This is a genomic window from Brevundimonas sp. AVps23W (assembly GCF_058681395.1).
Genome location: NZ_CM178738.1, coordinates 587,844 through 614,583, shown reverse-complemented (window position 1 = coordinate 614,583; position 26,740 = coordinate 587,844). Strand labels below are relative to the sequence as shown.

Annotated in this window: 23 protein-coding genes and 1 pseudogene; 12 read left to right on the top strand and 12 right to left on the bottom strand. The window is 66.3% G+C overall.

What is annotated here, in order from left to right:
- Nucleotides 1-51: 51 nt before the first annotated feature.
- Nucleotides 52-1,053 carry an NADPH:quinone oxidoreductase family protein gene (locus ACW177_RS02965; RefSeq protein ID WP_492027176.1) on the bottom strand — a complete coding sequence of 334 codons (1,002 nt, stop codon included), beginning with the start codon at nucleotides 1,051-1,053 and terminating at the stop codon, nucleotides 52-54.
- Nucleotides 1,054-1,195: 142 nt separating this feature from the next.
- On the opposite strand from ACW177_RS02965, the gene ACW177_RS02960 reads away from it, so the two are divergent.
- Nucleotides 1,196-2,065, top strand: coding sequence for an isoaspartyl peptidase/L-asparaginase family protein (locus tag ACW177_RS02960; protein ID WP_492027175.1), 870 nt, complete (start codon nucleotides 1,196-1,198; stop codon nucleotides 2,063-2,065).
- Nucleotides 2,066-2,177: 112 nt separating this feature from the next.
- Here the strand turns inward: ACW177_RS02960 and ACW177_RS02955 are convergent, their stop codons facing one another.
- A complete protein-coding gene (locus ACW177_RS02955; protein ID WP_492027174.1) occupies nucleotides 2,178-5,216 on the bottom strand; it encodes a TonB-dependent receptor in 3,039 nt (1,012 codons plus the stop codon).
- 379 nt (nucleotides 5,217-5,595) lie between these two features.
- Between ACW177_RS02955 and ACW177_RS02950 the strand changes: the two genes are divergently transcribed.
- Entirely contained in the window at nucleotides 5,596-8,451 is a 2,856-nt protein-coding gene (locus ACW177_RS02950) for a M16 family metallopeptidase (RefSeq protein ID WP_492027173.1), read from the top strand.
- A gap of 169 nt (nucleotides 8,452-8,620) precedes the next feature.
- Here the strand turns inward: ACW177_RS02950 and ACW177_RS02945 are convergent, their stop codons facing one another.
- The 4 genes from ACW177_RS02945 to ACW177_RS02930 all read right to left on the bottom strand — a co-directional run bounded on the left by ACW177_RS02945 (nucleotide 8,621) and on the right by ACW177_RS02930 (nucleotide 11,711).
- Complete coding sequence (locus tag ACW177_RS02945) at nucleotides 8,621-9,451, bottom strand: S1 family peptidase (protein WP_492027172.1); 831 nt, start codon at nucleotides 9,449-9,451, stop codon at nucleotides 8,621-8,623.
- A 19-nt stretch (nucleotides 9,452-9,470) separates the two neighbouring features.
- Complete coding sequence (locus ACW177_RS02940; protein ID WP_492027171.1) at nucleotides 9,471-9,911, bottom strand: DUF350 domain-containing protein; 441 nt, start codon at nucleotides 9,909-9,911, stop codon at nucleotides 9,471-9,473.
- A gap of 258 nt (nucleotides 9,912-10,169) precedes the next feature.
- Entirely contained in the window at nucleotides 10,170-11,330 is a 1,161-nt protein-coding gene (gene rlmN, locus ACW177_RS02935; protein WP_492027170.1) for a dual-specificity RNA methyltransferase RlmN, read from the bottom strand.
- A gap of 81 nt (nucleotides 11,331-11,411) precedes the next feature.
- Nucleotides 11,412-11,711 carry a DUF6356 family protein gene (locus ACW177_RS02930; protein ID WP_492027169.1) on the bottom strand — a complete coding sequence of 100 codons (300 nt, stop codon included), beginning with the start codon at nucleotides 11,709-11,711 and terminating at the stop codon, nucleotides 11,412-11,414.
- 170 nt (nucleotides 11,712-11,881) lie between these two features.
- On the opposite strand from ACW177_RS02930, the gene ACW177_RS02925 reads away from it, so the two are divergent.
- Entirely contained in the window at nucleotides 11,882-13,237 is a 1,356-nt protein-coding gene (locus ACW177_RS02925) for a trypsin-like peptidase domain-containing protein (protein WP_492027168.1), read from the top strand.
- 361 nt (nucleotides 13,238-13,598) lie between these two features.
- A complete protein-coding gene (locus ACW177_RS02920; protein WP_492027167.1) occupies nucleotides 13,599-13,934 on the top strand; it encodes a DUF2794 domain-containing protein in 336 nt (111 codons plus the stop codon).
- Between the two features lie 8 nt (nucleotides 13,935-13,942).
- On the opposite strand, the gene ACW177_RS02915 is transcribed toward ACW177_RS02920, so the two are convergent.
- Nucleotides 13,943-14,497: a hypothetical protein gene (locus ACW177_RS02915; RefSeq protein WP_492027166.1), complete on the bottom strand. Its 555-nt coding sequence runs from the start codon at nucleotides 14,495-14,497 to the stop codon at nucleotides 13,943-13,945.
- Nucleotides 14,498-14,673: 176 nt separating this feature from the next.
- A complete protein-coding gene (locus ACW177_RS02910; RefSeq protein WP_492027165.1) occupies nucleotides 14,674-15,423 on the bottom strand; it encodes a Bax inhibitor-1/YccA family protein in 750 nt (249 codons plus the stop codon).
- Between the two features lie 130 nt (nucleotides 15,424-15,553).
- On the opposite strand from ACW177_RS02910, the gene thpR reads away from it, so the two are divergent.
- Both thpR and ACW177_RS02900 read left to right on the top strand, forming a co-directional pair.
- On the top strand, nucleotides 15,554-16,093 hold the full coding sequence (gene thpR / locus ACW177_RS02905; protein ID WP_492028060.1) for an RNA 2',3'-cyclic phosphodiesterase: 540 nt from the start codon (nucleotides 15,554-15,556) through the stop codon (nucleotides 16,091-16,093).
- The gene (locus ACW177_RS02900; protein ID WP_492027164.1) at nucleotides 16,090-16,638 is read left to right on the top strand and encodes a GNAT family N-acetyltransferase; all 549 of its coding nucleotides are present in this window, start codon (nucleotides 16,090-16,092) and stop codon (nucleotides 16,636-16,638) included. The genes thpR and ACW177_RS02900 overlap by 4 nt, the downstream gene beginning before the upstream one ends.
- A 15-nt stretch (nucleotides 16,639-16,653) precedes the next feature.
- Here the strand turns inward: ACW177_RS02900 and ACW177_RS02895 are convergent, their stop codons facing one another.
- Nucleotides 16,654-18,213, bottom strand: coding sequence for a methyl-accepting chemotaxis protein (locus tag ACW177_RS02895; RefSeq protein ID WP_492027163.1), 1,560 nt, complete (start codon nucleotides 18,211-18,213; stop codon nucleotides 16,654-16,656).
- A gap of 337 nt (nucleotides 18,214-18,550) precedes the next feature.
- On the opposite strand from ACW177_RS02895, the gene ACW177_RS02890 reads away from it, so the two are divergent.
- The 4 genes and pseudogenes from ACW177_RS02890 (at nucleotide 18,551) to mmcB (ending at nucleotide 20,792) form a co-directional block, all read left to right on the top strand.
- Nucleotides 18,551-19,081 (top strand): lipocalin family protein, encoded by a 531-nt coding sequence (locus ACW177_RS02890; RefSeq protein ID WP_492028059.1) that lies wholly within the window; start codon nucleotides 18,551-18,553, stop codon nucleotides 19,079-19,081.
- Between the two features lie 127 nt (nucleotides 19,082-19,208).
- Entirely contained in the window at nucleotides 19,209-19,745 is a 537-nt protein-coding gene (locus ACW177_RS02885; protein ID WP_492027162.1) for a carbonic anhydrase, read from the top strand.
- 242 nt (nucleotides 19,746-19,987) lie between these two features.
- Nucleotides 19,988-20,209, top strand: a complete 222-nt coding sequence (locus ACW177_RS02880) for a hypothetical protein (protein ID WP_492027161.1) — start codon at nucleotides 19,988-19,990, stop codon at nucleotides 20,207-20,209.
- 135 nt (nucleotides 20,210-20,344) lie between these two features.
- A pseudogene (gene mmcB, locus ACW177_RS02875) lies at nucleotides 20,345-20,792 on the top strand (DNA repair putative endonuclease MmcB).
- Nucleotides 20,793-21,164: 372 nt separating this feature from the next.
- Here mmcB and ACW177_RS02870 read toward each other — a convergent pair.
- Both ACW177_RS02870 and ACW177_RS02865 read right to left on the bottom strand, forming a co-directional pair.
- On the bottom strand, nucleotides 21,165-21,953 hold the full coding sequence (locus tag ACW177_RS02870) for a C40 family peptidase (protein ID WP_492027160.1): 789 nt from the start codon (nucleotides 21,951-21,953) through the stop codon (nucleotides 21,165-21,167).
- Between the two features lie 84 nt (nucleotides 21,954-22,037).
- Nucleotides 22,038-23,417: a leucyl aminopeptidase family protein gene (locus ACW177_RS02865; RefSeq protein ID WP_492027159.1), complete on the bottom strand. Its 1,380-nt coding sequence runs from the start codon at nucleotides 23,415-23,417 to the stop codon at nucleotides 22,038-22,040.
- Between the two features lie 75 nt (nucleotides 23,418-23,492).
- Between ACW177_RS02865 and ACW177_RS02860 the strand changes: the two genes are divergently transcribed.
- On the top strand, nucleotides 23,493-24,296 hold the full coding sequence (locus ACW177_RS02860) for a tetratricopeptide repeat protein (RefSeq protein WP_492027158.1): 804 nt from the start codon (nucleotides 23,493-23,495) through the stop codon (nucleotides 24,294-24,296).
- Between the two features lie 39 nt (nucleotides 24,297-24,335).
- Nucleotides 24,336-25,007, top strand: coding sequence for an HAD-IA family hydrolase (locus tag ACW177_RS02855; RefSeq protein WP_492027157.1), 672 nt, complete (start codon nucleotides 24,336-24,338; stop codon nucleotides 25,005-25,007).
- A gap of 7 nt (nucleotides 25,008-25,014) precedes the next feature.
- Here ACW177_RS02855 and ACW177_RS02850 read toward each other — a convergent pair whose 3' ends face one another.
- Nucleotides 25,015-26,709, bottom strand: a complete 1,695-nt coding sequence (locus tag ACW177_RS02850) for a methyl-accepting chemotaxis protein (RefSeq protein ID WP_492027156.1) — start codon at nucleotides 26,707-26,709, stop codon at nucleotides 25,015-25,017.
- Nucleotides 26,710-26,740: the final 31 nt, after the last annotated feature.

Genomic DNA, 26,740 nt, shown 5'->3' with positions numbered 1-26,740 from the left:
CCCCTCATCCGACCCTTCGGGCCACCTTCTCCCGCAAGGGGAGAAGGAAGCTCAATCCCCTACCGTCACCACGATCTTGCCCAGGGCCTGACGATCCCCCAGCGCCTTGATCGCCGCCCCCGCTTTCTCCAGCGGGAAGGTCTTCGACACGCGCGGCCGGATCTTGCCCTCGGCGTACATCTGCATCAGCTCGGCCATATTGGCGGCGTGCCCCTTCGGATCGCGCGCCACCGCCGCGCCCCAGAAGACCCCGATCACCGACACCGATTTCAGCAGGGTCAGGTTCAGCGGCAGTGACGGGATCCCCGCCGGGAAGCCGACCACCAGATACCGGCCGTTCCAGTCCATGGCCCGCAGCGCCGGATCGGCGTAGTCGCCGCCCACCGCGTCATAGACCACGTCGGCGCCGTCACGCCCCGTCGCCAGTTTGAACTCGCCGGACAGTTCCTTCTGCCCCGCCTTGTCCATCGGCCCGGTCGGATAGATCAGGCCGTTGTCCGCCCCCAGGTCGAGGGCGAACTGGACCTTGTCATTGGTCGAGGCCGCCGCCACGACCCGCGCCCCCATGGCCTTGCCCAGTTCGACGGCGGCGGCGCCCACACCCCCGGCCGCGCCCAGCACCAACAGCGTCTCTCCGGCCTTCAGCTGCGCCCGATCCTTCAGCGCATAATAGCTGGTGCCATAGGTCATGATCAGGGCAGCCGCCTCCTCGAAGCTCATGGCCTCGGGAATGGGAATGACCGTCTCGGCCTTGACCGCCAGCCGTTCGACCAGGCCGCCCCAGCCGGGCACGGCGATGACCCGGTCGCCCTTGCGCACGTTCTTGACGCCTTCGCCCACCGCCTCGACCACGCCGGCGACCTCGGCGCCGGGCGAGAAGGGCCGTTCCGGGCGGAACTGGTATTTGTCCTCGATGATCAATGTGTCGGGATAGTTGATCCCCACGGCCTTGACCTCGATCACCACCTCGCCCGCCTTGGGCGTGGGATCGAGCACGTCCTCAACCACGAGGGTTTCGGGACCGCCGGGCGCTTTGGACAGGACTGCGCGCATTATTCCTCCCTTGGGCCTATCGCGCTTCGCGCTACTGGAGGCCCGTTTGTGCTCGGCCGACATGGCGCGGCCTTCTCGACGACGCTAAAGAGCGCCACGCCCGTTTGAAAGAGGCGAAGCAACAGGCTCGGGAAGACAGACCATGACCGCCCTCATCCTCCACGGCGGCGCCGGCGCCCGGCGCGAACGCAACTATGACGCCGAGGTCGTGCACATGCGCCAGGTGGTCGAGGCCATGAAGGCGCGGCTGGACGCGGGCGACAGCGCCCTGGACGTGGCCGTCGCCGCTGTCGTCATGCTCGAAGATTCCGGCCTATATGTCGCCGGCAAGGGCGCCTCTCCCAATCTGGCAGGGGCCTATGAGCTGGACGCCAGCATCATGGACGGATCGACCAAGCGCGCCGGGTCGGTCGCCGCTCTCCAGGGCTTCCGCAACCCCGTCGTCGCCGCCCGCGCCGTCATGGACCGCACGCCGCACGTCATGCTGGTCGGCGAGGGCGCGGCCCTGTTCGCTCATGACCAGGGGCTGGAGCCCATCGCCGACGAGACCGCCTGGTACACGAGCGCCGGCCAGGGCGAGGACAATCATCCGCCCGGAACCCTCAGCCATGGCACGGTCGGCGCCTGCGTGCTGGACAGCCAGGGCCGCCTCGCCGCCGCCACCTCGACCGCCGGAGTGTTCGGCAAGATGCCGGGCCGCGCCGGCGACACCCCGATCCCCGCCGCCGGAACCTGGGCCGACGGCCACGCCGCGACCTCCTGCACCGGCCAGGGCGAATATTTCATCCGCGTCGCCGCCGCCGCCCAGGTCGCCTGGCGCGTCGCCGCCGGCCAGACCCTGGCCGCCGCGACCCAGGCCGTCATCGACGAGATCGGCGGGATGGGCGGCGACGGCGGAATGATCGCCCTGGACGCCGCCGGAAACATCGCCAGCCCCTTCAACAGCCAAGGCATGAAACGCGCCTGGCTGACGCCGCAGGGCGAGATCGGCGTCGAGGTGTTCGGGCGCTGAGCTGAGGCGAGACCCGCCGCATCCTTCAGGAAGCGCCTCAAGAAGCACCCACGAAAAAGGGCGGCGAGACTGGCCCGCCGCCCTCCTTCAGTCTTGCCTTCTCAGCCGAGGCTCAGAAGGTCCAGTCGAAGCCAATGCGAACATAGCGCGGCGACTGATAGCTGGTCGGCAGACCGTAGTAGGGGTTGGCGCCGTCCGCCGCGCTCAGGTCGCCGAACTCGTAGAGGTCGGTGACGGCGTCGGAGTCGAACAGGTTGAAGATGTCCGCCCGCAGGACCAAGTCTCCGGGAATGCTGACCGGCACGGTGTAACGCAGCGAAACGTCAACGGTGGTCTCCCAGTCTGACGTCATCTGCGTGCCGCGCGGCGTAGCCTCACCGTTGCAGTAATAGGACGAGGCCCCGTAAATATAGGCGTAATTGGTCTTGTCGGGGTAGTAGCCGATGCAGCCGTAGTGACGCGGCGAAGCCACGGTCAGATTGCCGCCGACCGTCAGGTCACGCAGCGCCTGGTACGAACCGAACAGCTTGAAGACGTGGGCCCGGTGGTTCGGCAGAAGACCATAGGCGCCTTCGGTCAAACCCGGTTGGTCGAAGTCCTGCGTGATGCCGGCGTCGGACTGACCGTTGTCCGACTTCACATAACCCTCGGTATTGCCCTCGCTCTTGGACAAGACATAGGAGCCGCGAAGCCCCCAGACGCCGTCGAAGGCGCGTTCGAAGGTGAGTTCCAGCGCTTGGTACATGCGCTTGGCCTCGGGATAGCCCAGCTCTTCGGCCGAGAATTCAATCGTCCGTACCTCGGTTTCGCCCGGCAAAGGATCCGCCAGAGTGATGGTCGCCGACGAGCCCGGATTGACGACGACATACTGGTGGAAGCCCGACCAGATGCTGCCGCAGCCGGAGATTCCCTGTTCCTCGCAATAGTTCACGACGGCCGCGTCGATCGCGACGTCCTCGGCGTTTCGAAGCAACTTGCGATAGGTGTAGTTGGCTCCAACGGTCCAAAGATCGCCGATCTTGCGCTCATAACCGAACTGAAACTCATCCTCGGCGGTCGATTCCAGATCCTTGGCGACCAGGGACTCGGTCGAGGGCATCGAACCGTCCGCCGTCACGCCGCAGCCCGAGACGCCGACCGTACCGATCCCGCCCGAGGGACATGTGACCGCACCCGAGTAACCGACAATCTGCGCGCCGAGATTCGGCAGGCCGTTCTCATCATAGGGCGTGGACTGATCAACGAGGAAATACTCGCTGATGCTCAACTCCGCCGAAGACATGCGGAAGGCCGTATTGGACGCGACAGGCAGATAATAGCGTCCGTAGGAACCATAGAAGCGACTACGACCGTCATTCAGCGGATCGAAGGTGAAGCCCAGACGCGGCCCGATCTCGTTGTCGAACGACACGATCGTCTCGCCCGAGCCGCTATTCAAATCGAACTTGTCGAGCCGGACGCCCAGATTCAGCGTCAGTTGGTCGTTCACGTCCCACGAGTCTTGAAGATAATAGGCTTCGTTCTGATTTTCAAACTTGCCGCTAGCATTGTAGGTATTGACCCGGACATAGGTCTGACCTGCAGTAATATTCCCCCCAGAAACCAGAGCCGAAGTTGTGCCGGCGGTGTAATATCTGTAATAGTGCCCCCCATTCGTCGCTGTCGTACGCTCCAGAGACAGGTCTTCGTGATCAACACCCGCCCGAACATGGTGTTTTCCGAAGAAATCGAAATAAACATCCGCATCAAACCTCCAGAACTCCCGCTCGGTGTCCCGAATAGAAGTATAGGTCGAGCCCGTCTGATCTGACACGAGACCTATAACATTTCCGCTCGCATTCTTGCGGTTATCATAAGCATACGAATCGGTGGGAGAGCCGCTTCCTGAGGGTTGATTTTCTTTATTTTTCCCATAGGCAGCCGAAATCGTCAGCCAATCGGTTAATGTACCAGTATAGCGAGCCACAAAACTCTCACCACCTGTTTGAGAGTAGCTCGTGCCCGTCTGACCGCCAAGCTCCCCAGTCTCGTGATTCCAATCATAGATGTCGGAGTTCGTCTCACGCGTCGAGTCAAACCAGGTGAACTCCAGATGGTGGTCGTCGGTGACGTATCCGTCCAGCTTGACACCGTAGAAGGGATCATTTGATTTACTGATCGTCTTCTTGTCGCTCGTGATGCTGTAAGACGTGCTCTCGTTATCGCGGAACTCGGTCAGACCATAGAAGAACAGCCGATCCTTGATGATCGGGCCGCCCAACTCAACCGTGGTGGAGTTTGAATCGGCCTCGTACAGCGAGTTGGCGGTCGAATAGGTGTCCGGCGACTGAGACCGCAGGCTGTCGGGCGCGTAGTTGCCGTGCAGACCCATATAGAAGTCGTTCGAGCCCGACTTGGTCACCGCATTGACGATGCCGCCCGTAGCGCGACCGTACTCGGCGGCATAGCCGCCGGTCTTGACCTCGACCGACCGATAGAAATCGAACGGCACGGTGGATCCGCCGATATAGGTGTCGAAGTTGGTGATGTTCAGGCCGTTAACATAATAGGCGTTCTCGGCCACCGACGATCCGCCGATCGAGGGCACGTCGCCAAAGGCGCTGTCGCCCGGCACCGTGGTCGGCGCCAGCAGGATGATGGAGGCGATGCTGCGACCGACCGGCGTGGTCTTGACCAAGTCCTGCACATCGACCGTCAGGCCCGTGGTCGTCTCATTGAAATCCAGGTTCCGGCGCGCCGCCGTCACCACGATCTCGCCCACAGTGTCCGACGAACCCTCGGTCAGGCTGAAGTTATAGGACGAGACGCCGCCCAGGGCGATTTGCACCGACTGCGCCACCGGGGCGTAGCCGGGCGCCGTGATGGTGACCGTATAGCGGCCGATCGGCAGCAGGGCGGCCCGGAAGTCGCCTCCGGCGTTCGTCGTGGCCGAGCGGCTGAAGCCCTGTTCCGCCGATTGGATCTCGACCGTGGCGCCGGCGACCGGGGCGCCGCCCTCGCCAACCACCGAACCGGTCAGGGTGCCGGAGGAGATATCCTGAGCCATGGCGGGCGTCGGCGCGACCAGAACCGGCGCCAAGCCTCCCACGGCAGCCAGGCCGCTAATAATGGTGCCGGCCAGAAGGCTTCGACGAATGCGGTAGATGCTCAATTTAGTACCCCTCCAATTGAGTATAAAAGGTCACAAACGACCTGAAGGGCGCCACACGAGCGCCCGGAGGGAGACGTTATCGAGCTGATCGACACCGCCAAGCCCACATCCACATCTGCATTAAATTGACTTAATGAATGTCACTCAATTGTCGCGGTTGCCATTTCTTGATGGACGCATTTCTACTGTTATTTTTCAGCATTGATTTCAATTGATCCAATGGTGACAAATTTGCGTCATTTTTGAAATACAGACCAGTTCCCGCCCGAAGCGCGCCGCCTTTTTGCGCCCCCACGACCATCATTACAGCTCCGTAAGGTGCACTCAGAAGCCAGACTGATAGGCTCGCCTCGCCCGCCCTCCGGGCCTGGAGACCTCGATGAAATTCCGCCTGACCGTCACCGTCGCCGCCTCAGCCCTGCTGCTGGGACTAACCGCGCCCGCTTTCGCCGCCCCGGCCCCCGCAGCCGCAACCGCCGCCGCCCAGGCGCCGCAGGGCGTCACTGTCCCGCCGCTGGGCTTCGCCAAGCGCGTGCTGCCGAACGGGCTTGAGGTCTATACGGCCCGCGACGCCGACACCTCGAACGTGACGGTCCAGGTCTGGTACAAGGTCGGGTCAAAGGACGATCCGGCCGGCCGTTCGGGCTTCGCCCACCTGTTCGAACACCTGATGTTCAAGGCGACCAAGAACCTGCCGCCCGAGACCTTCGACCGGCTGACCGAGGATGTGGGCGGGTCGAACAACGCCTTCACCGCCGACGACACCACCGCCTATTTCGAAACCGTCCCCGCCAACCACCTGCAGCGGATGCTGTTCGCCGAGGCCGAGCGGATGGGTTCTCTGGTCGTGGACGAGCCGACCTTCGTCGCCGAGCGCGACGTGGTGAAGGAAGAATACCGCCAGCGCATCCTGGCCAATCCCTATGGCCGTCTGTTCGGCCTGTTCGTGCCCGAGACCCTGTACCAGGAAAGCCCCTATCGCCGCGCCGGCATCGGCTCGATCGAGGAGCTGGAGGCCTCGTCCCTGGATGACGTCCTGCGTTTCCACGCCACCTACTACCGGCCCGACAACGCCTATCTGATCGTGGCCGGCAACTTCGACCAGGCCCAGCTGGACCGCTGGATCGACCAGTATTTCGCCCCGCTTAAGAACCCGACCACGCCTCTTCCGGCCAATAATGTCGTCGAGCCCGAGCCGACCGCCCCGCGTGACGCCACCTATTATGCGCCGAACGTCCCCCTGCCCGCCGTCGTGGTCGGCTGGCCGACGGTCAAATACGCCGACGCGGACCGCGCCGCCCTGACCGTGCTGGACGGCATTCTGTCAACCGGCGAGAGCAGCCGCCTGTATCGCTCGCTGGTCTATGATCAGCAGATCGCCGCCCAGATCGGCTCGACGCCCGACTTCGCCCAGCAGGCCGGCAATCTGACCGCTCTGGCCATCATGGCCCAAGGGCACACGGCCGAAGAGGGGATCGCCGCCCTGAACGCCGAGATCGCCAAGCTGCGCGACGCGCCCGTCACCGCCGCCGAACTGACCGAAGCCAAGAACGAGATCGTCGCCGACGCCCTGCGCAGCCGCGAGACCGTGGACGACCGCGCCGTGGCGCTGGGCTTCGCCCTGATCAACACCGGCGACGCCGCCGCCGCCGACCGCGAGATCGCCCAGATTCAGGCGGTCACCATCGCCGACGTTCAGCGTGTGGCCCGCAAATATCTGACGCCCCAGCGCCAATCGACGATCCGCTATCTGGCCGCTGACGAGCAGAACCCGCCCTCGGTTCAGAAGATGAACGTGGACGCCCCCGTCAAGGTCGCCGACCTGGCGCCGGCGGGAACCCCGGCCGTCCTGCTGCCCGAGGCCGAGCGAGCGGCCCTGCCGCAGCCGGGGGCGGAGGTGGCGCCCGCCACCCCGACCGTCGCTGACTTCCGCCTGTCCAACGGCCTGCGCGTCCTGGTCGCCCCGACCGACGGCCTGCCGCTGGTCTCGGCCCGTCTCAGCTTCGACGCCGGTTCGTCCGACGATCCCTCCGGCAAGGCCGGGATCGCGTCGATGACCGCCGCCCTGCTGACCCAGGGCACCAAGACCAAGTCGGCGCCCGAGATCGCGACCGAGATCGAACAGCTGGGCGCCTCCATCGGCGCCGGCGCCGGCGTGGACTTCACCAATGTCTACGCCAACGCCCCGGCCAACGCCTTCCCGGCCACGGTCGCCCTGATGGCCGATCTGGTGAAGAACCCGGTCTTCGCCGCCGAAGAGCTGGAGCGTCAGCAGGCCCAGGCCCTGGACGGCCTGCGCGTCGCCCTCAGCCAGCCGGGCTCCATCGCCAGCATGACCGTGGGCCGCGTCATCTATGGCGACGCCCCCTATGGCGCGACCCTGACGCAGCAGACGGTGCCGGCCATCACCCCGGCCGACGTCGCCGCCTTCCACGCCGCCCGCTATCGCCCGTCGGACGCCACCCTGGTCTTCTCCGGCGACATCGCCCCCGCCGCCGCCCGCGCCCTGGCGCAACAGGCGTTCGGCGACTGGCGCCCGGCCGGAACTGCGCCGGCCGCCACGGCCAACCCCGCCGGTCAGGCCCTGGCTCCGCGCATCATCGTGGTGAACCAGCCCGGCGCCGGCCAGGCCGCCGTGGTCGCCGCCATCCGCGGCGTGTCGCGCACCGACGCCGACTATTTCCCGCTGACGGTGGGCAACACCCTGCTGGGCGGCGGCTTCTCGTCGCGGCTGAACCAGGAGATCCGCATCAAGCGCGGCCTGTCCTACGGCGCGGGATCCTCGCTGGGCGTCCGCGCCGACGCCGGGGTCTTCACCGCCTCGACCCAGACCAAGAACGAGACCGCCGACGAGGTCGCCGACCTGATCCTGGCCGAGATCGCCAAACTGGGAACCGAGACCCCGACCCAGGCCGACCTGGCCCCGCGCCGCGCCACCCTGATCGGCGGCTTCGGCCGCTCGCTGGAGACGGTGGACGGCCTGGGCTCCCTGGTCGCCAACCTGGCCCTGTATGACCTGCCGATGAGCGACCTCGCCGACTACGCCGGCCGCATCCGCGCCGTAACCCCGGAACAGGTCGAGGCCGCCTTCGCCGAACACCTGCCGGTCAATCGCGCCAGCCTGGTGATCGTCGGCGACGGCTCGCTGTTCCTCGACGCCCTGAAGGCCAAACACCCGAACCTCGAGGTCATCGAGGCGGGGGATCTGAACCTGAACAGCGGCTCTCTGAAGTAGGGGCCAAACCCCAGACGCCGTCATCCTCGGGCTTGTCCCGAGGACCCACCCATCCGCCGCACGGGCGGATGGGTGCGGCGTTCCGGTCGTCGTGTTCAAGGTCCCTGATCGTGGGTCGGACGCGTGGGCCCTCGGGACGAGCCCGAGGGTGACGGATCAACGATCCCACCTAAACCGACAAACACACCACCTGCGCCACCCGCAGGTCCCGCCTCAGCGCATCCGCCACTCGGCCATAGTTGTCGATGGTCACCGGCTCGCCCAGCGCCACCTCGTCCGCGCGCTGTTCGCCGCGAATGGCGGGAGCGAAAGACTCGGGCGCCGTGGTGTAGATCCGGCCTCGACGCGGCGCCTCGGCGATGGTGACCCCCAGGACGCGGCCGCGCCCGTCCATCACCGGCGCCCCTGACAGACCCGACAGCGTCCCTTCCAGCCCGTCGGTGCGTCCGACCTCGGCCCAGGCCAGGACCGGTTCGTCATGGGCGCCGCGCCCGAACACCTTCAGGGTCTCGCGGCCCAGCAGACGCGAAGTCACCTCCCCGGCTCGCCCCTGGGGAAAGCCCGGATGAAAGGCGCGCTGGCCCTTGCGCAACCGTTCGTCGGCGGCGACCGGCAGGGCGGGTGGTCCGCCGTCGGTGATCAGCAGGGCCACGTCGGCGCGCGGCGCCAGACGCACGTCGGCGGCCACGGCCCGGCCGCCGCCGATGACCAGGGCCGGGCGACGACAGCCCTCGACCACATGGCGGGCGGTGACCCAACGCCCGCGTCCGGCGATGGAGAAGGCGGTGCCGGACTGGGGCGTAAAGGGGGTGTCCGGCGCATCCAGGGTCACTGTCGTGTCGAACGGAGTGACAGGCCCCAGCAGGGCGCCCTCGATCTCGTCCGGCGGCGGCGGCGCAGGCGGGGCGTCGGCGTTCTCGCGCCGGCCCAGCGACACCGCCAGCAGCACGCCCGCGACCGCGCTGTAGATGGCCCAGTCCGGCAGGCGGGGGAATTGCATGATGCGACCCGTTCGCCGCTCAGCCGGTCAGGGCGGCGGACAGGATCAGGGCGGTCGCCAGCTTGGCCCCCACCAAGACCACCGCGGCCGAAACCTCGCCGTCCTTAATCCGCTGCGGCAGGCCGTGAAGCATCAGGTCCACGACCCGGAAGGCCAACAGTTGCAGCACCAGGGTCGCCACGCCCCAGATGGCGATGTCGCGCACCGAGGTCGAAACCGACAGGGACACGGCCAGCGGAATGGCCAGACCCACCAATATCCCGGCGAAGGCGACCGCAGCGGCCGGATTGCCTTCGCGGATCAGGGCGATCTCCTTCCACGGCGTCAGCATGGCGTAGATCGCCGCCCCTGCCGCGAGCAGCAGCAGGGTGACGGCCAGGTGCATGACCATGACCGGAAAGCCCGAGGCGAAAGCCTGCACCTCGGCGCTCGACAGGACGTTCGTCAGTGAGGGGTCCATGTCCACACGCCTTGCCCGATTGCCGCCCCAATCCGCAAGCGCGACGGAGACACAGTACGTGACATTATGTGTCGAACACGGGTCTCGACTTCAAATAGCCCCTCTCCCGCTTGCGGGAGAGACCATCCCCGGCGTCCGCGCAGCGGAGGGTCGGAGAGGGGAGCGTCGCTCAAAGGAAGACTTCCCCCATCGTCAGGCGTGTCGCTTCGCGCCACGGCCTGACACTTCCCCCACAAGCGGGGGAAGGTCGGAGAGACTTTAAGCCGCCGCCTGCTCCGCCTTCCTGAGCGCGCTCGCTCGCACCTTCTCGCTTTCGGACTTCAGCTGCCCGCAGGCGGCCAGGATGTCGCGGCCGCGCGGCGTGCGGATGGGCGATGCGTAGCCGGCCTTGTTCAGGATGGCGGCGAAACGCTCGATCGTCTTCCAGTCCGAGCATTCGTATTCGACGCCCGGCCAGGGGTTGAACGGGATCAGGTTGATCTTGGCCGGTATGCCCTCGATCAACTTCAGCAAGGCCCGCGCTTCGTCGGGGCTGTCGTTGACGCCCTTCAGCATGACGTATTCGAACGTCACCCGGCGCGCGTTCGACAGGCCCGGATAGGCCCGGATGCCCGCCATCAGCTGGTCCAGCGGATATTTCTTGTTCAGCGGCACCAGGACGTCGCGCAGGGCGTCGTTGGTGGCGTGCAGACTGATGGCCAGCATGGCCGCCGTGCGCGTGCCCAGGGCGTCCAGTTGCGGCACCACGCCCGAGGTCGAGACCGTGATCCGGCGCCGCGACAGGGCGATGCCCTCATTGTCCGAGATGATGTCGATGGCGTCGGCGACGTGGTCCAGATTGTAGAGCGGCTCGCCCATGCCCATGAAGACGATGTTCGACAGGCGGCGGTCTTCCTTGGGCGACGGCCATTCCTCCAGGTCGTCGCGGGCGACCTGGACCTGGGCCACGATCTCGGCGGCGGTCAGGTTACGGACCAGCTTCTGGGTTCCGGTGTGGCAGAAGGTGCAGTTCAGGGTGCAGCCGACCTGGCTGGACACGCACAGGGCGCCGGCCCGGCCCACGTCGGGGATATAGACGGTCTCGATCTCGATGCCCGGGGCGGTGCGGATCAGCCATTTGCGGGTGCCGTCCTTGGACACCTGGCGTTCGACGATCTCGGGGCGAGCCAGGGTGAAATGCTCGGCCAGCTTGGCCTGCATGTCCTTGGCCACATTGCTCATGGCCGAAAACTCGGTGACGCCGTAGTGGTGGATCCAGCTCCACACCTGGCTGGCGCGCATCTTGGCCTTTTCGGGCGGACAGACATTCGCGTCGATCAACGCCTGGCGCAGACCCGCACGCGTCAGACCGGACAGGTTGACGGGGGCTTTCAAAGCGGGCGCGTTCGAGACACGGGAAAGATCGAGCGTGATGCTCAAGGCGGCGATCCTGGATGCGGTTTAGCCGGCCTATATAGCACGAACCCCGGCAATTGCATGACCGGGCGGTTCAGGAGGCGACTACAGCCCCACGTCCCACACCCCGGCGTCGCGCATCCGGCTCTGTTTCGCCTCTTCCGCCCGGCCGCCCATCTCCTGGGCCATGCCCCGCACGGCGGTGGAGACGGTGGTCGTGTGAACGCCCGGCACCAGGGCGTGGGCGAAGGCGGCGCCGGCCAGCCGCAGCAGGCGAAAACCGAAGGCGGCCGAAGCGGCCATATGCTGGAAATAGGTCTCGCCGACCTGGCGCGGATGCTCACGGAACAGGCGGTCAAACGTTGTCGAGCCCGAGCGGGCGCGGTCAAACGTCGTCTGGCTCATGCGGCGGCTCCGGGGTGTTCGCGTCCGCTGATGGTCATGCGAGAACGGCCGCGACGCAAGCCTGTTCCTGCACCGACGACAGGCGCCGACCACAGAGACGCCGTCTTACAGAGGCCATCGTCATGCGCGAGAACTCGGGTTAGGGTCGCGGTTCGATCAAGGGACTATACATGACGCTTCGCTCCACGGCCGCTTCGACCCTCGCTCTTGCGGCCGTCCTGCTGGCCTTCGCCGGCCCGGTCCTTGCGCAGTCCCCGGCGCAATCCGGCCCCAGCTATCTTCCCTATGACGCCCGGCGCGGGGTTTTCAGTTTCGCCGCCGGCCTGGAGGCCTCCCTGCCCGCCGTGGTCCAGGTGACGACCCTGGGCCAGTCGCGCGGCCCCAGCTCGGACGCCGATGATCCCAAACCCTACGCCTCGGGCTCGGGCGTCATCGTCGATGCGGCCCAGGGCATATTGATCACCAACAACCACGTGGTCGAGAACGGGCGGAAATTCACCGTCGACCTGACCGACGGCCGGCTGTTCGACGCCGTCCTGGTCGGGGCGGACAAGGCCACCGACATCGCTGTGCTGAAGATCGTGCCCGACGGCCGGCCGCTGAACCTGAAACAGGTGCAGACGGTCGATTCCGACACCCTGCGCACCGGCGACCTGGCCTTTGCAGTCGGCTATCCGCTGGGCCTGGACCAGACCCTGACCATGGGCGTCATCTCGGGCCTGAACCGTTCGGGCCTGGGCGATGCGGTCGAGGACTATATTCAGACCGACGCGGCCGTGAATTCGGGCAATTCGGGCGGACCGCTGCTGGACAGCCGGGGCCGGCTGATCGGCATCAACACCGCCATCCTGTCGGGCGGCATGGGTGGGGGCAATGACGGCATCGCCTTCGCCGTGCCGACCCGGATCATGCTTTATGTCGCCGACCAGCTGCGCGCCCACGGCGCGGTCAAGCGCGGCGAGACCGGCGCCATCTTCGCCTCCCTGACCGCCGAACGCGCTCGCCAGATGCGGCTGGGCATCGTGCGCGGCGCCGTGGTCGCCGATGTGGCGCCCGGCTCCCCGGCCGAGCAGGCGGGCCTGCGCGACGACGACGTCATCACCCGCATCCAGGGCCGGCCGGTGGCCAACGCCGGCTCGGTCAACGCCACGGTCGGCATAGCCGCGCCGGGGTCGAGCCTGAGCGTCGTCTATCTGCGCGCCGGACACGAGGCCTCGACGTCCCTGACGGTCGCGACCCCGGTCGAGAGCGCGGTCCAGATCGGCGCGGACTGGGTTCTGGCTTACGGCGCGACGCTGCGCGATCTCGACGGCGAGGTTCAGGTCGTCGCTGTCGAAGGCGGGTCACTGGCGGCCCAGGGCGAACTGATCGCCGGCGACATCATCACCTCGGTCGGAGGGACGCCGGTCGCCGACGCCCGCGCGACGGCGGAGGCCCTGCGCGGATCGGCGGGCGCAGTCGCGGTCGAGGCGCGCCGCAACGGCGATACGGTGACGGTGAACCTGGAAATCCCGCTGAAGGCCTGAATCCAGAAAGAACCCGGGGCCGGAACGAGTCCGGATCGGGAGCCGACCATGGCGCATCCGATCCGGACCTGGCTCCAGACAGCGAAACACCCGCCTTGCCTGGGAGGGGGAGGGGATCGGCAAGGCGGGCGCTCGCTTGGAGGAAGCATCGGCCGCCGGAGCCCTTGGTGGAAACATCCAGGGGGCTGGGGGGGGGCTGTTCAGGATCCGGACGCTTCCGAACTCCGACGAGCCGATGATCGATATTTCGCCGCCCAAACAGGCGGGCGAAGGACCGAAACAGGGCCATTTGGTGTCGCTTGCATTTTCTTCGCTTGCCCGCCCCTCTGGCGCTGCATCAGAGGGCGACTAAGTTCAGGTCATGAGCATGAACCCGCACGAGGCGCCGCCCTCCGCCGGCCCGGTCTTCTTCGACCGGCGTGAACTGGACCCGATCCTGCGGGTCTACGGCCGTATGGTCGCCCAGGGGGAATGGCGCGACTACGCCATGGTCGGCCACAAGGACTTCGCCGAGTTCGCCGTCTTCCGCCGCTCGGGCGACGCCCCCCTCTACCGCATCGAGAAACGCCCAGCCCTCCAGGCGCGCCAGGGCCAGTGGGCCGTCATCGGCGAAGGCGGCCAGATCCTCAAACGCGGCCGCGACCTGGCCCAGGTCCTGCGGGTGTTCGACGGACGAAAGTTCCAGGTGGTGGATTAAAACGGGGCCTATTTCTGCGACGGTCGTGAGACGACCCCATACTGCATGGCGACTATCAGCTGCGGCCGTTGACGCCCACCCGAAACGACTACGGGCTTCAGGACGAAGTCCACTCGGCTTGCGGAATCATAAGAAGGTGAGTTGAGACCCGCCATGAAGAAGTACCGCCCGTCGGGTATCTTCGGGAAGCTGAACACGCCGCCGGAACCGCATTCGACATCTTGGACATAGGCTGGGCTTTCCGGCCAAGCCCAGCGATGCAGCCCCGGAACGCCGCTTCGCCATTCGCCGCCGGGCTCCAGCGCAAAGCCTAATCGATGTTCCAGAACCCAGCGATGATGCGGTGTGTCTGGGATCAGTCTGGCGGACAGCCCCTCGCAAGTCAGAGTTTCCGGCTCCACCGGCCGAGAGCCGTCCGGCGTCGCAATGTTTGTCGGCGTCTTCACCTCGACATTGCCCGAAAGTGGAAATCCCTCGCGTTCGAACCAGGATTGCTCGACGGCCCCCGCATGCAAACGTTGCGAAACTTCTCGTTCCTCATTGGCCCTCTGGATGGCGGCCAATGTCAGGCACCCCCCGAGCGACGACGTAATGAGCAAGCTTGCGACCAGCCCTGCCAAGCTCCGTCCGCGTTTCAACATCGCTCACCCCCATTTGGTCGAGCCAAGGCCTAAACACTATGCCGCAAAAAGAAAGGGCCCCGCGAGGGGCCCTTTCCGCATCCGTCTGACGACAGGTCTTAGTTCCGGTTGCCGCCCATAAAGCGCAGCAGGAAGAGGAACAGGTTCACGAAGTTGATGAACAGGCTGAGCGCGCCGTAGCTGGTGGCCACGCCCATGGCGTTCTTGTCGCCCTCGATCGCGTAATAGCTCATCTTCAGACGCTGGGTGTCGAAGGCGATCAGACCCGAGAACAGCAGCACCCCGGCGGCGCTGATGATCCAGTACAGGACGCCGTTCGGCCAGAACATGTTCACCAGCGAGGCGATGATCAGGCCGATCACGCCCATGATCAGGAAAGTGCCCATCGGCGACAGGTCGCGCTTGGTCGTATAGCCGTACAGGCTGAGACCGCCGAAGGCCGCCGCCGTCACCAGGAAGGTCGAGGCCACGCTTGCGCCGGTGTAAAGCAGGAAGACCCAACCCAGCGAGGCGCCCATGGTCGCCACGACCAGCCAGTAGAGGATGTTGGTCGCGCCAGCCGTCGGGTTCTTCATGAAGAACATCGAACCGAAGATCAGCACCAGAGGCGCGAACTGGATGGCCATGCCCAGCATGGTCATGCCCATCCGCCCATCGGGACCGACGGTGTAAAGCAGTTGCTGCACCGCCGGCACATTGCCGGTCGCATAGGCAAGCGCCGCGGCGACCACGAGGCCCAGGGCCAGCTTGTTATAGACGCCCAGCATGAAGCCGCGCAGGCCGGCGTCCACCGACATATCGGCCGTCTGCGGCAGGGGGCGGGCGTAGCCGTTGTTGAAATCGCTCATGGCGACGAACTTTCTCCGATTGGCCGAAGAGACTTCTCCGGTCACAGGGCTCGAATATCGGGAGCCACGGCCTTCAGTGCAAGGAAAACCGGACTTGGAAGGCGCAGTTCCGACCGCTACCTTCGGTCGCATGTTGCGCCTGTTCACCGCCCTGACCCTGCCGCCGGACGTCACGGAGACGCTGAAACGCCGCCAGTCGGGCCTGCCGGGCGCGCGCTGGCGGCCGCTGGACGCCCTGCACGTCACCCTGGCCTTCTATGGCGAGACGGACGAACGCCGGGCCGACGACCTGGCCTCCGAACTGGCCCGCGTCGCCGGCGGCCCGTTCGAGATCGGGCTGAAGGGCGTCGGCGCCTTCGGCGACGACCACCGCAGCCACACCCTCTGGGCCGGGGTCGAGACGCCCAACGAACGGCTGACCGTCCTGGCGGGCCGCTGCAAGAAGGCCGCTGAACGCGCGGGCCTGACCCTGGAGGCCCGCGACTACCGCCCCCACGTCACCCTGGCCTATCTGAAGCCCCAGACCAACCCGGACCGGATCGGCGCCTGGATGGCGGGCCACAATCTGCTGCACTCGCCCCCCATCCGCATCGACCGCTTCGGCCTCTATTCCAGCGTCCTGACCGGCGACGGCAGCCAGTATGCGCTGGAACGGGAGTATCTGCTGTGACCGAAATCCGCATTGAGACCGAACGCTTGATCCTGCGTCCGCCGACGTTGGAGGACTTTCCTCGCTGGGCCGAGTTCCAGGCCGATCCCGATGCGACGCGCTTCATCGGCGGCCCCAAGACGCCGGCCGAGAGTTGGCGGATCATGGCGACCGTCGCCGGCGCCTGGAGCCTGACCGGCGAGAGCTTCTTCTCGGTGCTTGAGAAAACCACCGGCCGGTGGCTCGGGCGGATCGGGCCGTGGCGCCCCCACGGCTGGCCGGGGCCCGAGGTCGGCTGGTCCCTGCATCCGGACGCCATGGGCCGGGGCTATGCGCTGGAAGCCGCCGTCGCTGCGATCGATTACGCGTTCGACGTCCTGGGCTGGGACGAGGTCGTGCACACGATCGACCTGGACAATAAGGCATCGATCCGGTTGGCCGAACGCCTGGGCTCGGCTCCGCGCGGCCCTACCCGCCTGCCCGAACCCTTCGCCGATCTGCCCGTCCATCTCTGGGGTCAGACGCGCGCCGACTGGGCCGTCAACCGGGCGAAGCTCGGGCTTTAACCCCGGCCTGGGTCGTCAGAACTCTTCCCAGTCCTTAAGCGCGGCATTGCCCTGGGTCGCGCGGGGTCGAACCAGGGGCACGACCTTGTCTCGACCTTGGGAGGCGGTGCTGCGCCCCGGCGTGGGACGGCTGGCCGGCGTAGGCGCGGCGCGAACAGCCGACCGCGCCGATTCACCGGTCTGGAAGCGCGACACCAATCGCTCAAGCTCGCCGGCCTCCGACCGCAGACTGGAGGCGGCTGCGGTGGCCTGCTCGACCATGGCGGCGTTCTGCTGGGTCACCTGGTCCATCTGATTGACGGCGGTGTTGACCTCATTGAGCCCGGTCGCCTGTTCCTGAGACGACTGTGCGATCTCGGAGACCAAGCTGTCGATGTCGGCGATCTTGGTCACGATCCCGGAGAGGGCCTTGCCGGTGTCGCCGACCAGTTTGACGCCGCGCTCCACCTGGCCCGTACTGCTGGCGATCAGGGTCTTGATCTCCCGCGCCGCTTCCGCCGATCGCTGGGCCAGGGCCCGCACCTCCTGGGCGACCACCGCAAAGCCGCGACCGGCGTCGCCGGCGCGAGCCGCCTCGACCCCCGCGTTCAGGGCCAGCAGATTGGTTTGGAAGGCGATCTCGTCGATCACGCCGATGATATTGGTGATCTGTTTCGAGCTTTCCTCGATCTCGCCCATGGCGGCCACCGCATCCTGCATCTCGTCGCCAGACTTGGCGGCGCCGACGGTGGCGTCGGAGGCGGCCATGGAGGCCTGTTTGGCCCCTTCTGCGCTGCGCTTCACCGTGGCGGTGATCTCGTCCAGGGCGGCGGCGGTTTGTTCCAGGCTGGCGGCCTGCTGTTCGGTGCGACGAGACAGGTCGTCCGAGGCGGCGGCGATCTCATCCGACCCAGCCCGCAATCCGCTGGTGGAGGCCGCAATCGCGGTCATGGCCTCGCGCAGGCTGTCGATGGCCACGTTGAAGTCATCCTTGATCTGTTGGTAGCGCCCATTGAAGGGCGCCGAAATCCGCGCGGTCAGGTCGCCCTGCGACAATCGCTTCAGACTATCGGCCAGTGCAGTGACCACCGCACTCTGCTCGTCCGCGACCAACTGGCGTTCCGCTTCGACAATCGCCCGTTGTTCGTCAGCCTTGGCGTTGAGAATCTGAAAATAGTTGAACATCACGACACTGGCGTCCGAGAAGACGGACCGCATCAGACTCAGCATCAACTCATCTGAATTCTTCTCATTCCAGCGCTGCTCCTTCATCAGACCTGACGCCAGCCCGGCGGCATAGGCGGCGTAGGTTTTGCTGAGATATGTCGCAAAATCGAGGCTGCTGGATATGTTTTCCGTAATTACAGCCTGCTGCTCGAAATACTCGGCCGGAAAATTACCCCTGGCTATGAATGAGAATTTTTTCTTTTCATTTTCCCAAACGTCACGCGGCAACGACGCCAGCGTTGGATCTATGACTTTATAGGCGTCAAGCAGAGCCTTCTCGAGATGTTTGCTGGCTCGACTGTGAACAACCTCTCCTATTTCCCGCTCACGCGAATTCCAGGTTACGATCTTCTCTTTTATGTCGGACACAGCGAATCTCTAATTTTGAAGATATATTTGTACAAAAACATCTTCCGAAGACGAATTCGAACGGCGTCAACACAAGCTCTTTACTGGTTAATGAATGGAAACTTTTTGAATACGCATAGTTGGCAATTCAGCATTCAATCACTCCAACTGTCGCATAACTGAGACAGGGCTCTGATTTTGGATCAGGTCGATCATGGCCCAAGACCCAGCGCCCAAAGACGCCCCAGTCGAAGGCGCGCCGGCGTAATCCCCCGACCTGACCGTCGAGCGCACACGGGCAAACCAAACAGGCCGGCCCGACGTATTCTCCCAAAACCGAACGAGGATACGCCCCGTGATGCGCGCCGCCCTGATCGCCGCTTCCCTGATCGCCGCCTCTCTGGTCGCCCTGCCCTGTGCGGTTCAGGCCCAGTCGCGCGACATCGATCTGGACCGGTTCGACGGCCGGTGGTTCGAGATCGAGCGCAGCCACAACGATGTCCAGAAGGATTGCAGCCGGGCGCAGATCGACTTCACGCCTCAGGACAGGGCCGACCGCTATCGACTGACCGTGACCTGCACTCGCCGCGCCGACGGCCGCGACGAGGTGCTACGCGCCAACGCCCGCATCGCCGACACCTCGACCAACGCCAAATTCCGCTTCACCCTGCCCGGCCTGCTCAGCTTCGGCGGCCTGGCGGGCCAGAACTACTGGGTCTGGGACCACGATCCTGAATACAGCTGGGCCATCCTGGCCCTGCCGAACAAGTCCGACTGGTGGATCTGGCACCGCGACCAGAACGCCTCGACGGCGGAGCGCACCCGCCTGCTGGCCCGCGCCCGCGCCCTGGGCCTGGACATGAGCCGGGTGGTCAGCACCGGACGCTAGCGGAACGGGGCGGAAAGGCCCTTCATCCTTAAGGACGGATTGCCGCCCCGGCCCGGACGACTACCTAATAGTCAAGCTTACCGAACACAGATACCCGTGGTGTCGCATCAACCACGGAGCGACCCCCATGAACGGCTGCTGTGCTCACCACACCCCCTCCCTGTCGCGCCGGAGCGCCTTTGGCCTGATCGCCCTGGGCGCCGGCGTCAGCCTGATGTCCACCCTGGCGCCGGGCGTCGCCCGCGCGCGGGGCCACACCGATATCCTGCTGCTGACCTGCATGGATTATCGTCTGACCGACGACACCGTCGCCTATATGGAAGGCCATGGCCTGCACGACAAATACGACCACGTCGTCCTGGCCGGCGCCTCCCTGGGCGCCCTGACCGACAAATTCCCCAGCTGGGGCGAGACCTTCTGGACCCACCTGGACGTCGCCATCGACCTGCACCACATCCACAAGGTCATGGTGATCGACCACCGCGACTGCGGCGCCTACAAGGTCTTCCTCGGCGCAGAGGCCGTCGATACCCCCGACAAGGAATTGGCCATCCACACCCAGCAGCTTCACGCCCTGCGCGACGCCATCAAGCATCGCCATGAACACCTGGAGGTCGAGTTGGCCCTGATGTCCCTGGACGGCTCGGTCGAGGAGATCGCCTAGGGCGTGGACTTTGCCCTCGGATAGAAATTCTACGTCTCGTCCGAGGGTACAGACCTGACCCGCGTCCTTGGCCAGCAACCGCATTATGAGCGGGAATCAAACTTGCCAACGTCAACAGAAGGCCCTGAGCCTTCTGTTGAAAAGGTCATGCCTTACGTGAGTGCTTAAACCATACGTGCCCGGTGCATTGTCGAAGCCGGATCGTAATTCCATCCTGAACTTCCCGACCAAAGGAGGTTCAAATGATCCCACTTTCCACCCTCGACAAACTGGCAGCCCATGAACGCGTGATCGCCGCATTAGAGGCGTTTTGCCAACAGCACGGCACCTACTCCGCGCGGTGGATGCTCCAATGCGACGCCCTGAAACCGAACGATGGTGATGTCGGGCGGGAAGCGCAGTACCTACTGGGTACGCTGATCGGCCGCATCAAGTCGCAAGACGATTCTGACCCTGAAGCCTGAGCAAAGGCGAGCCACCTGCGATGCCCAACTACCTTCCCAGGCCAGCAACGCGTTGCGCTCCGCCATAGAGACTGATCGTCCTCGCCAGACGACAGGCCGCTTGCCTTTAGAACATATCCGGAACATAAATCCGGCATGGCCGCTGCCGCCCTCCATCTCGAACTGGTCTTCAGCCGGCCGGAAACCACCCTGTCGGTCACGGGGGGGGGCGGCGCGGCTGATGCAGGATCTGGGCTATGCGCCCCTGCTGGAGGTCGGCCTGCCCAATGGGCGACGCGCCGACGTCATGGCCATCGGGCGGCGGGGCGACATCGTCATCTGCGAGGTGAAGTCGGGGATCGACGACTATCGCGTCGATCGCAAATGGCACGAGTACGCCCCCTTCTGCGACGCCTTCTATTTCGCCGTCGCCCCCGAGTTCCCGCAAGCCGTCCTGCCGGACCAGCCGGGCCTGATCGTCGCCGATGGGTTCGGCGGGGCCGTGGTGCGCGAAGCCCCGGCGACGCCCCTCGCGCCCGCCCGCCGCAAGGCCCTGACCCTGGCCTTCGCCCGCCTGGGGGCGATGCGGACGATGCGGGACTAGGGTTCAGCGCGCGCAATTTTGCGAAAAAGACCGCGCCGGTTCAAGACCTTGAAGAAATTCTGCAGGGTTCGACCTGACGCGTTCCAGAACGAGCTTATGATCGGATCTGGGTCTTTGACATCGCAAGCAAGCCACGCACGCGGGCGCCCGAGGCTGAAGCGCTACCTATGGTCGAAAGAATAGACTCAAATAGACTCAAAATTTTCTCAGTGGATTGAGTCTATTTCGCCGGCCCCAGCCGACCCAATTGCACAGTGCAATTTCATCGCTCAGCTTTCACAAGCCAAAACAGCGCCTTGGTCGCCAATTGCACAGATTGCACCGGTTTCGAACGACCGTGCAATTCCGGCGGCGAGACCGGGACGTCCCGCGTCAGAGGCGGCGGAACACAGCGGTGGCGAAGCCTTCGGCGGTCAGGCGCGCCTCGACCTCGGCCAGGGCTTCGATCACCACCCCACCCTTATCGCCGGTCGAATGGATGATCCGCTCGGCGTCGATCATCAGGGCCGAATGGCCGGTCCAGTCATGATCGCCGGCGGGCGCGAGCCAGACCACGACATCCCCGCGCTTCAGGGCGTCAACGGACACGCCATGACCCAGCTCGGCCTGGGCGTTCGAATGGCGCGTCCCCGGCAGGCCGCAGGCCAGCAGAGCCTGCTGCACCAGGCCGGAACAGTCGGTCGAGATCGAGGACCGGGCGCCCAGTTCGTGCGGTCGCCCCAGCAGGCGTTCGGCCACGGCGACCAGGTCGCGCTCGAACTCTCCGACGGGCTGAAGATCCGCCTCCGTCACCCCTTCGGCGGTCTCGACCACCAGGGCGTTCAGCGGCAGGGCGGCGTCCACGGCGGCGACCCGGCGGGTAGCCAGGGGCGCGCCCGCCGACAGGCTGTCCAGCACCACCCAGCCGACCACCCCGTCGCGACGGGCCCGGCCCCAAGCGAGGCCATTGGCCCGGTCCAGCACATCGAAGGCTTCGCCGTGCAGCAGTTGGTCGATGCGCGTGTCCCGGTCCGACAGAATATCGGCCACGGCGACGCGGCAGTGCATGGCCTCGGTCTTGCGATAGGCAGAGGCGCGCACCAGCCCTTCCAGCGCCTGTTCGGCGAGGTCGGGGCGAGCGAGGCGGTCGCCGGGCGGAAGAAGATCGAGGACGTCGGTCAAACGTGGGCTCGCGAAGATTGAGCCCACAGTCTTATCTCCCTATGGCTTAGGGGCCGTTAACGCCGGTCAATTTTCCCAGAAAAATCAACAGAACCTTGTTTTTAGATACTGGAAACAAGCCCTTAGCGCCTGGGCCTCGCCCCCTTCGGGGAAGCCGGGCCGGGCGCGAGGGTTCCAGGCGAAGATGTCCATATGGACCCAGGCGCCGGTCGTGGGCGCGAACCTTTGCAGGAACAGGGCGGCGGTCACAGACCCCGCCTGAGCCCAGGCCGAGGAGTCATTCTTCAGGTCCGCGATCTCGGTGTCCAGAGCCCCCCGATAGCCGGCCCACAGCGGCATCCGCCACAGGGGATCGCCCACCTCGCCCCCCGCCGCCAGCAGCCCCGCCGCCAGGGCCTCGTCGTCGGTATAGAGGGGCGGCAGGTCCGGCCCCAGGGCGACCCGCGCCGCCCCGGTCAGGGTGGCGAAGTCCAGGGTCAGGTCCGGCTCATGCTCGCCCGCCCGAGTCAGGGCGTCGGCCAGGATCAGCCGCCCCTCCGCATCGGTGTTGCCGATCTCGATGGTCATGCCCTTGCGGCTGTTCAGGATGTCGCCCGGCCGGAAGGCGTCGGCCGAGATCGCATTCTCCACCGCCGCCACGATCACCACCAGCCGCACCGGCAGATCGGCCTGCATCACCAGCCGCCCCAGGGCCAGGGCGTGGGCCGATCCGCCCATGTCCTTCTTCATGTTCCGCATCCCGGCGGCGGGTTTCAGGTCCAGCCCCCCGGTGTCAAACACCACCCCCTTGCCGACCAGGGCCACCAGCGGCAAGTCGGTCTGGTCCAGCTTCCAGCCGATCTCGATCAGCCGCGGCGCCCGGTGCGCCGCCGCCGCCCGACCGACCGCGTGGACGGCGGGGTAGTTCGCCTCCAGCAGGGCCTCGCCCTCGGTCACGGTGATCACGGCCCCGGCGCTCTCGGCGGTCTCGCGGGCGATGGTCTCGATCTGCAACGGCCCCATGTCGGCGGCGGGGGTGTCCACCATCTCGCGCGCCAGGGCGCAGGCGGCGACGATCCGAGCGGTCTCGGCGACATCCAGCCCCTCAGGCGCGACCAACCTGACCGGCGCCTTGTCCGGCCGCGCCTTGTACCGGTCGAACACATAGGCCCCCAGCAGGAAGGCCAGGGCCGCCTTGCCCGCTTCTTCGGGCCGAAGCTCCAGCCGGTACAGCCCCCCCGGCAGACGGGCCGACAGCCCCCGCGCCACCATCGGATCGAAGGCCCCGCCGGTCCCCACCAGCACCGCCCCGATCCCCTCGCCCTGGGGCGCGATCAACAACTGACCGGCCTTGCCCTCGAACCCGTGCAACTCGGCCCATGCCCTTACGGCGCCGTCCAGAACGTCCTTGGGTCCGACGAAGCGGATCGGAACGGCGCCCGCCCCGTCTTCAGCGGCGACCAGAAGCGGATGAGATTGGGACATGGCGGGCCTTCTTAACCAACAGTTGACGCGAACCGGCGACTCTGGAGCCGACCGAGGACCGTCAGGACTCCACCCATGTCGCCCATGCCCGCCCTTCTCGCAACCGCCGCCCTGCTGGGCCTGTCTGCGGGTCCGTCCTTCGCGGCCGATCCGGCGCCCGTCCGCGCCCCCGCGTCAGCCGAGGCCCGCGCCGCCTATGAGCGGATGGACGCCCTGTCGCGCTCGGTCTTCTGGGCCAGCGAGCAGCAAGCCAATCCGGCCGACCCCGTCGCCGGGGTCAAGCTGGCCCAGGCCCTGCGCGAGCTGGGCCGCTACGACCAGGCGGCCGAGGCCGCCCAGGCGACGCTGACCGTCCAGCCCGCCAATCTGGACGCCCTGCTGGAGCTGGGCCGCGCCCATATCGCCCGGGGCCAGGCCTTCTATGGCGTCGCGCCGCTGGAGAAGGCGCGCGACCAGGCGCCACGCGACTGGCGGGCCTATTCGCTGCTGGGCGTGGCCTATGAACAGGTCCGCCGCTTCGACGACGCCCAGGCCGCCTGGAGCCAGGCTCTTGCCCTCTCGCCCGACAATCCCGACGTCCTGACCAATGCCGCGACCGCCGCCCTGACCCGTGGCGACGCCCCCGGCGCCGAAGCCCTGCTGCGCCGCGCCGCCGCCCAGCCGACCGCCTCGGCCAAGGTCCGTCAGACCCTGGCCATGACCCTGGGCCTGCAAGGCAAGATGGGCGAGGCCGAACAGATCCTGCGCCGCGAACTGCCGCCGGAACAGGCCGAGCGGAACCTCGAGTGGCTGAGGACGCGCGGCGCACCAGCGGGAGCGACGCCGGGTACAGCGACGTCGGACACGGCCCGCACCTGGGATTCGCTCCAGGGCGGCTGACGGGGTTTGCGCCGGTTCGCCCCCCGTGCTGGATAGGGCATGGCTTCCTCCCCCCACGCGACCAAGACCTATCAGGCCTTCCTGTTCGACATGGACGGCACCCTGATCACCTCGACCGCCGCCGCCGAGCGCGTCTGGACCCGCTGGGCCCAGCGTCACGGCCTGGACGTCGCGACCTTCATCCCCACCATCCACGGCGTCCGCGCGGCCGACACCATCCGCCGCCAGAACCTGCCCGACATCGACCTGGCGGCCGAGGTCGCCTGGGTCGAGCGCGGCGAGATCGAGGATGTGGACGGGGTGGCGCCCATTCCCGGCGCCATCGACTTCGTCAAACGGCTTCCGCCCGACCGCTGGGCCGTGGTCACCTCGGCCACCGTGCCCCTGGCCCGCGCGCGTCTCGCAGCCGCCGGCGTGACCCCGCCGGAACTGATGATCACCGCCGAACGGGTGGAGAAGGGCAAGCCGGACCCGGCGGGATATCTGCTGGCGGCCCAGACCCTGGGCTTCGACATCGCCGACTGTCTGGTGTTCGAGGACGCAGAGGCGGGGATCAAGGCCGGCGAGGCGGCCGGCGCCGACGTCGTGGTCGTCACCGCCGCCTGGACCCACCCGCTGGAGACCGCACATCCTCTGCTGGCCGACTACGGCCAGACGCGACTGGAGATCGAAGACGACGGTCGGCTGGGCTTCGCGGCCCAGGCCGACTGAGCGGGCGTTACGCCGCCGCCGATACGTAAGACTCGTCGTCGGGCACAGCCTTGAACACGGACACCTTGCTCCTCAACCGGTCGGTCTCGGCGCGGATGGAGTGGCTGGCGGCCGTGCTCTCTTCCACCATAGCGGCGTTCTGCTGGGTGAAGCGATCCATCTGGGTCACGGCGGTGTTGACCTCGTCCAGGCCGCTGGCCTGTTCGACGGTGGCGCTGGCGATTTCCGACACCAGGCCCGAGATCTCGCGGACCTGATCGACGACCTTGCCCAGGGCCGCGCCCGTCTGGTTGACGAGGCGGGCGCCCAGCGAGACCTGCTCGTTCGAGCTGGAGATCAAGCCCTTGATCTGTTTGGCGGCGTCCGCCGACCTTTGGGCCAGGGCGCGCACTTCCTGGGCGACGACGGCGAAGCCACGACCGGACTCGCCCGCCCGCGCAGCCTCCACCCCGGCGTTGAGCGCCAGCAGATTGGTCTGGAAGGCGATCTCGTCGATGGTGCCGATGATCAACTCCATCTCGCGCGACGAGGCTTCGATCAGGCCCATGGCCGTCACGGCTTCCGTCATGGTCTGGCCGCTGCGCTCGACATCCGTATGGGCGGAATCGACGGCCTGTTTGATCTTGCCAGCGCCGGCGGATGTGGCGCGGACCGTGACCGTGATCTCGTTCAGGGCGGCGGCGGTCTCTTCCAGACTGGCGGCCTGTTGCTCAGTGCGCTGGGCCATCTGGTCGGCGGCGGCGCTGACGTCGTGGGCGCCTTCACCCAGGCTGTTCACGCCGCTGGAGATGTCGGCGATCAGATCCTTAAGGCTCTTCAGCGCCGTATTGTAGTCGCTGCGAAGCTTCTCGTAGTCCGCCGGGAACCGCTTCTGGATCGGCGACGTCAGATCGCCCTGCGCCAGTTGCTCCAGCGCGGTCGAGAGGTTCTGCACGACTTCGCGCGCCGCCGCGTCAGCGCCGGCGCGAGCCTCGTCGGCCTCCGCCTTGGCGCGATCGGCCACAGCCTTCGCCTGGTCCGCTTCGGCCTTGGCCAGGGCCGTGTCGCGGAAGACCAAGACAGCGCGCGCCATGTCGCCCACCTCGTCGGCGCGATCCGCGTCCACGGCGATCTCGTTGTTTCCGCGCGCAAGCTGGGCCATGGCCGCAGTCAGGGTGGTGATGGGGCGCGCGATCATGCGGCTCAACATCACCGACAGACCGACGGCGATGCCGATGAGCGCCAGGCCGCCGATCACCAGAGCCGTCATGGCGGTGATGATGGCGCCATTCTGTCGTGCGCCGTTCTCCTCGATCCGCCTGACCTGATCATCGCGGATTTCGCGCAACGGCAAGACCGCCGCACTGACTAGAACCTTCTTGCCGGCGTCGCGGACCATCTGCTGGGCCTCTTCGCGACGCCCTTCCCGAACAATGCCAATCATCCGGTCGCCCCAGTCCTTGCGCCAGGCAAGGGTGGCGACGCGCGATTTTTCAAGCTGCTCCAGCAACGCCGGATCGGTGAGCGTGGTCTTCAACTCAGCCGAAACGCTGTCGTATTCGTCACGGCCTTCGTAGTAGGACTTGAGATAGGTCTCGTCTCCAGTGACGAGAAATCCACGAAGCTGGCTGTTCTGGCGCAGGATGGCGGTTTCCAGAGCCAGACTTTGCGAATGTATGGATTGCGCAAGGTTATTGCTTTCGGTCGATGACCTGATCGCCATGATGGTAGCGAAGAAAATCATCATTATAACC

Excerpts from the sequence above, each read along its gene's own strand:
- ACW177_RS02965 (WP_492027176.1), bottom strand. The coding sequence starts at position 1,053 with ATGCGCGCAGTCCTGTCCAAAGCGCCCGGCGGTCCCGAAACCCTCGTG.
- ACW177_RS02960 (WP_492027175.1), top strand. The coding sequence starts at position 1,196 with ATGACCGCCCTCATCCTCCACGGCGGCGCCGGCGCCCGGCGCGAACGC.
- ACW177_RS02950 (WP_492027173.1), top strand. The coding sequence starts at position 5,596 with ATGAAATTCCGCCTGACCGTCACCGTCGCCGCCTCAGCCCTGCTGCTG.
- ACW177_RS02945 (WP_492027172.1), bottom strand. The coding sequence starts at position 9,451 with ATGCAATTCCCCCGCCTGCCGGACTGGGCCATCTACAGCGCGGTCGCG.
- ACW177_RS02940 (WP_492027171.1), bottom strand. The coding sequence starts at position 9,911 with ATGGACCCCTCACTGACGAACGTCCTGTCGAGCGCCGAGGTGCAGGCT.
- ACW177_RS02930 (WP_492027169.1), bottom strand. The coding sequence starts at position 11,711 with ATGAGCCAGACGACGTTTGACCGCGCCCGCTCGGGCTCGACAACGTTT.
- ACW177_RS02925 (WP_492027168.1), top strand. The coding sequence starts at position 11,882 with ATGACGCTTCGCTCCACGGCCGCTTCGACCCTCGCTCTTGCGGCCGTC.
- ACW177_RS02920 (WP_492027167.1), top strand. The coding sequence starts at position 13,599 with ATGAGCATGAACCCGCACGAGGCGCCGCCCTCCGCCGGCCCGGTCTTC.
- ACW177_RS02910 (WP_492027165.1), bottom strand. The coding sequence starts at position 15,423 with ATGAGCGATTTCAACAACGGCTACGCCCGCCCCCTGCCGCAGACGGCC.
- thpR (WP_492028060.1), top strand. The coding sequence starts at position 15,554 with ATGTTGCGCCTGTTCACCGCCCTGACCCTGCCGCCGGACGTCACGGAG.
- ACW177_RS02890 (WP_492028059.1), top strand. The coding sequence starts at position 18,551 with ATGCGCGCCGCCCTGATCGCCGCTTCCCTGATCGCCGCCTCTCTGGTC.
- ACW177_RS02885 (WP_492027162.1), top strand. The coding sequence starts at position 19,209 with ATGAACGGCTGCTGTGCTCACCACACCCCCTCCCTGTCGCGCCGGAGC.
- ACW177_RS02880 (WP_492027161.1), top strand. The coding sequence starts at position 19,988 with ATGATCCCACTTTCCACCCTCGACAAACTGGCAGCCCATGAACGCGTG.
- ACW177_RS02865 (WP_492027159.1), bottom strand. The coding sequence starts at position 23,417 with ATGTCCCAATCTCATCCGCTTCTGGTCGCCGCTGAAGACGGGGCGGGC.
- ACW177_RS02860 (WP_492027158.1), top strand. The coding sequence starts at position 23,493 with ATGTCGCCCATGCCCGCCCTTCTCGCAACCGCCGCCCTGCTGGGCCTG.
- ACW177_RS02855 (WP_492027157.1), top strand. The coding sequence starts at position 24,336 with ATGGCTTCCTCCCCCCACGCGACCAAGACCTATCAGGCCTTCCTGTTC.
- ACW177_RS02850 (WP_492027156.1), bottom strand. The coding sequence starts at position 26,709 with ATGGCGATCAGGTCATCGACCGAAAGCAATAACCTTGCGCAATCCATA.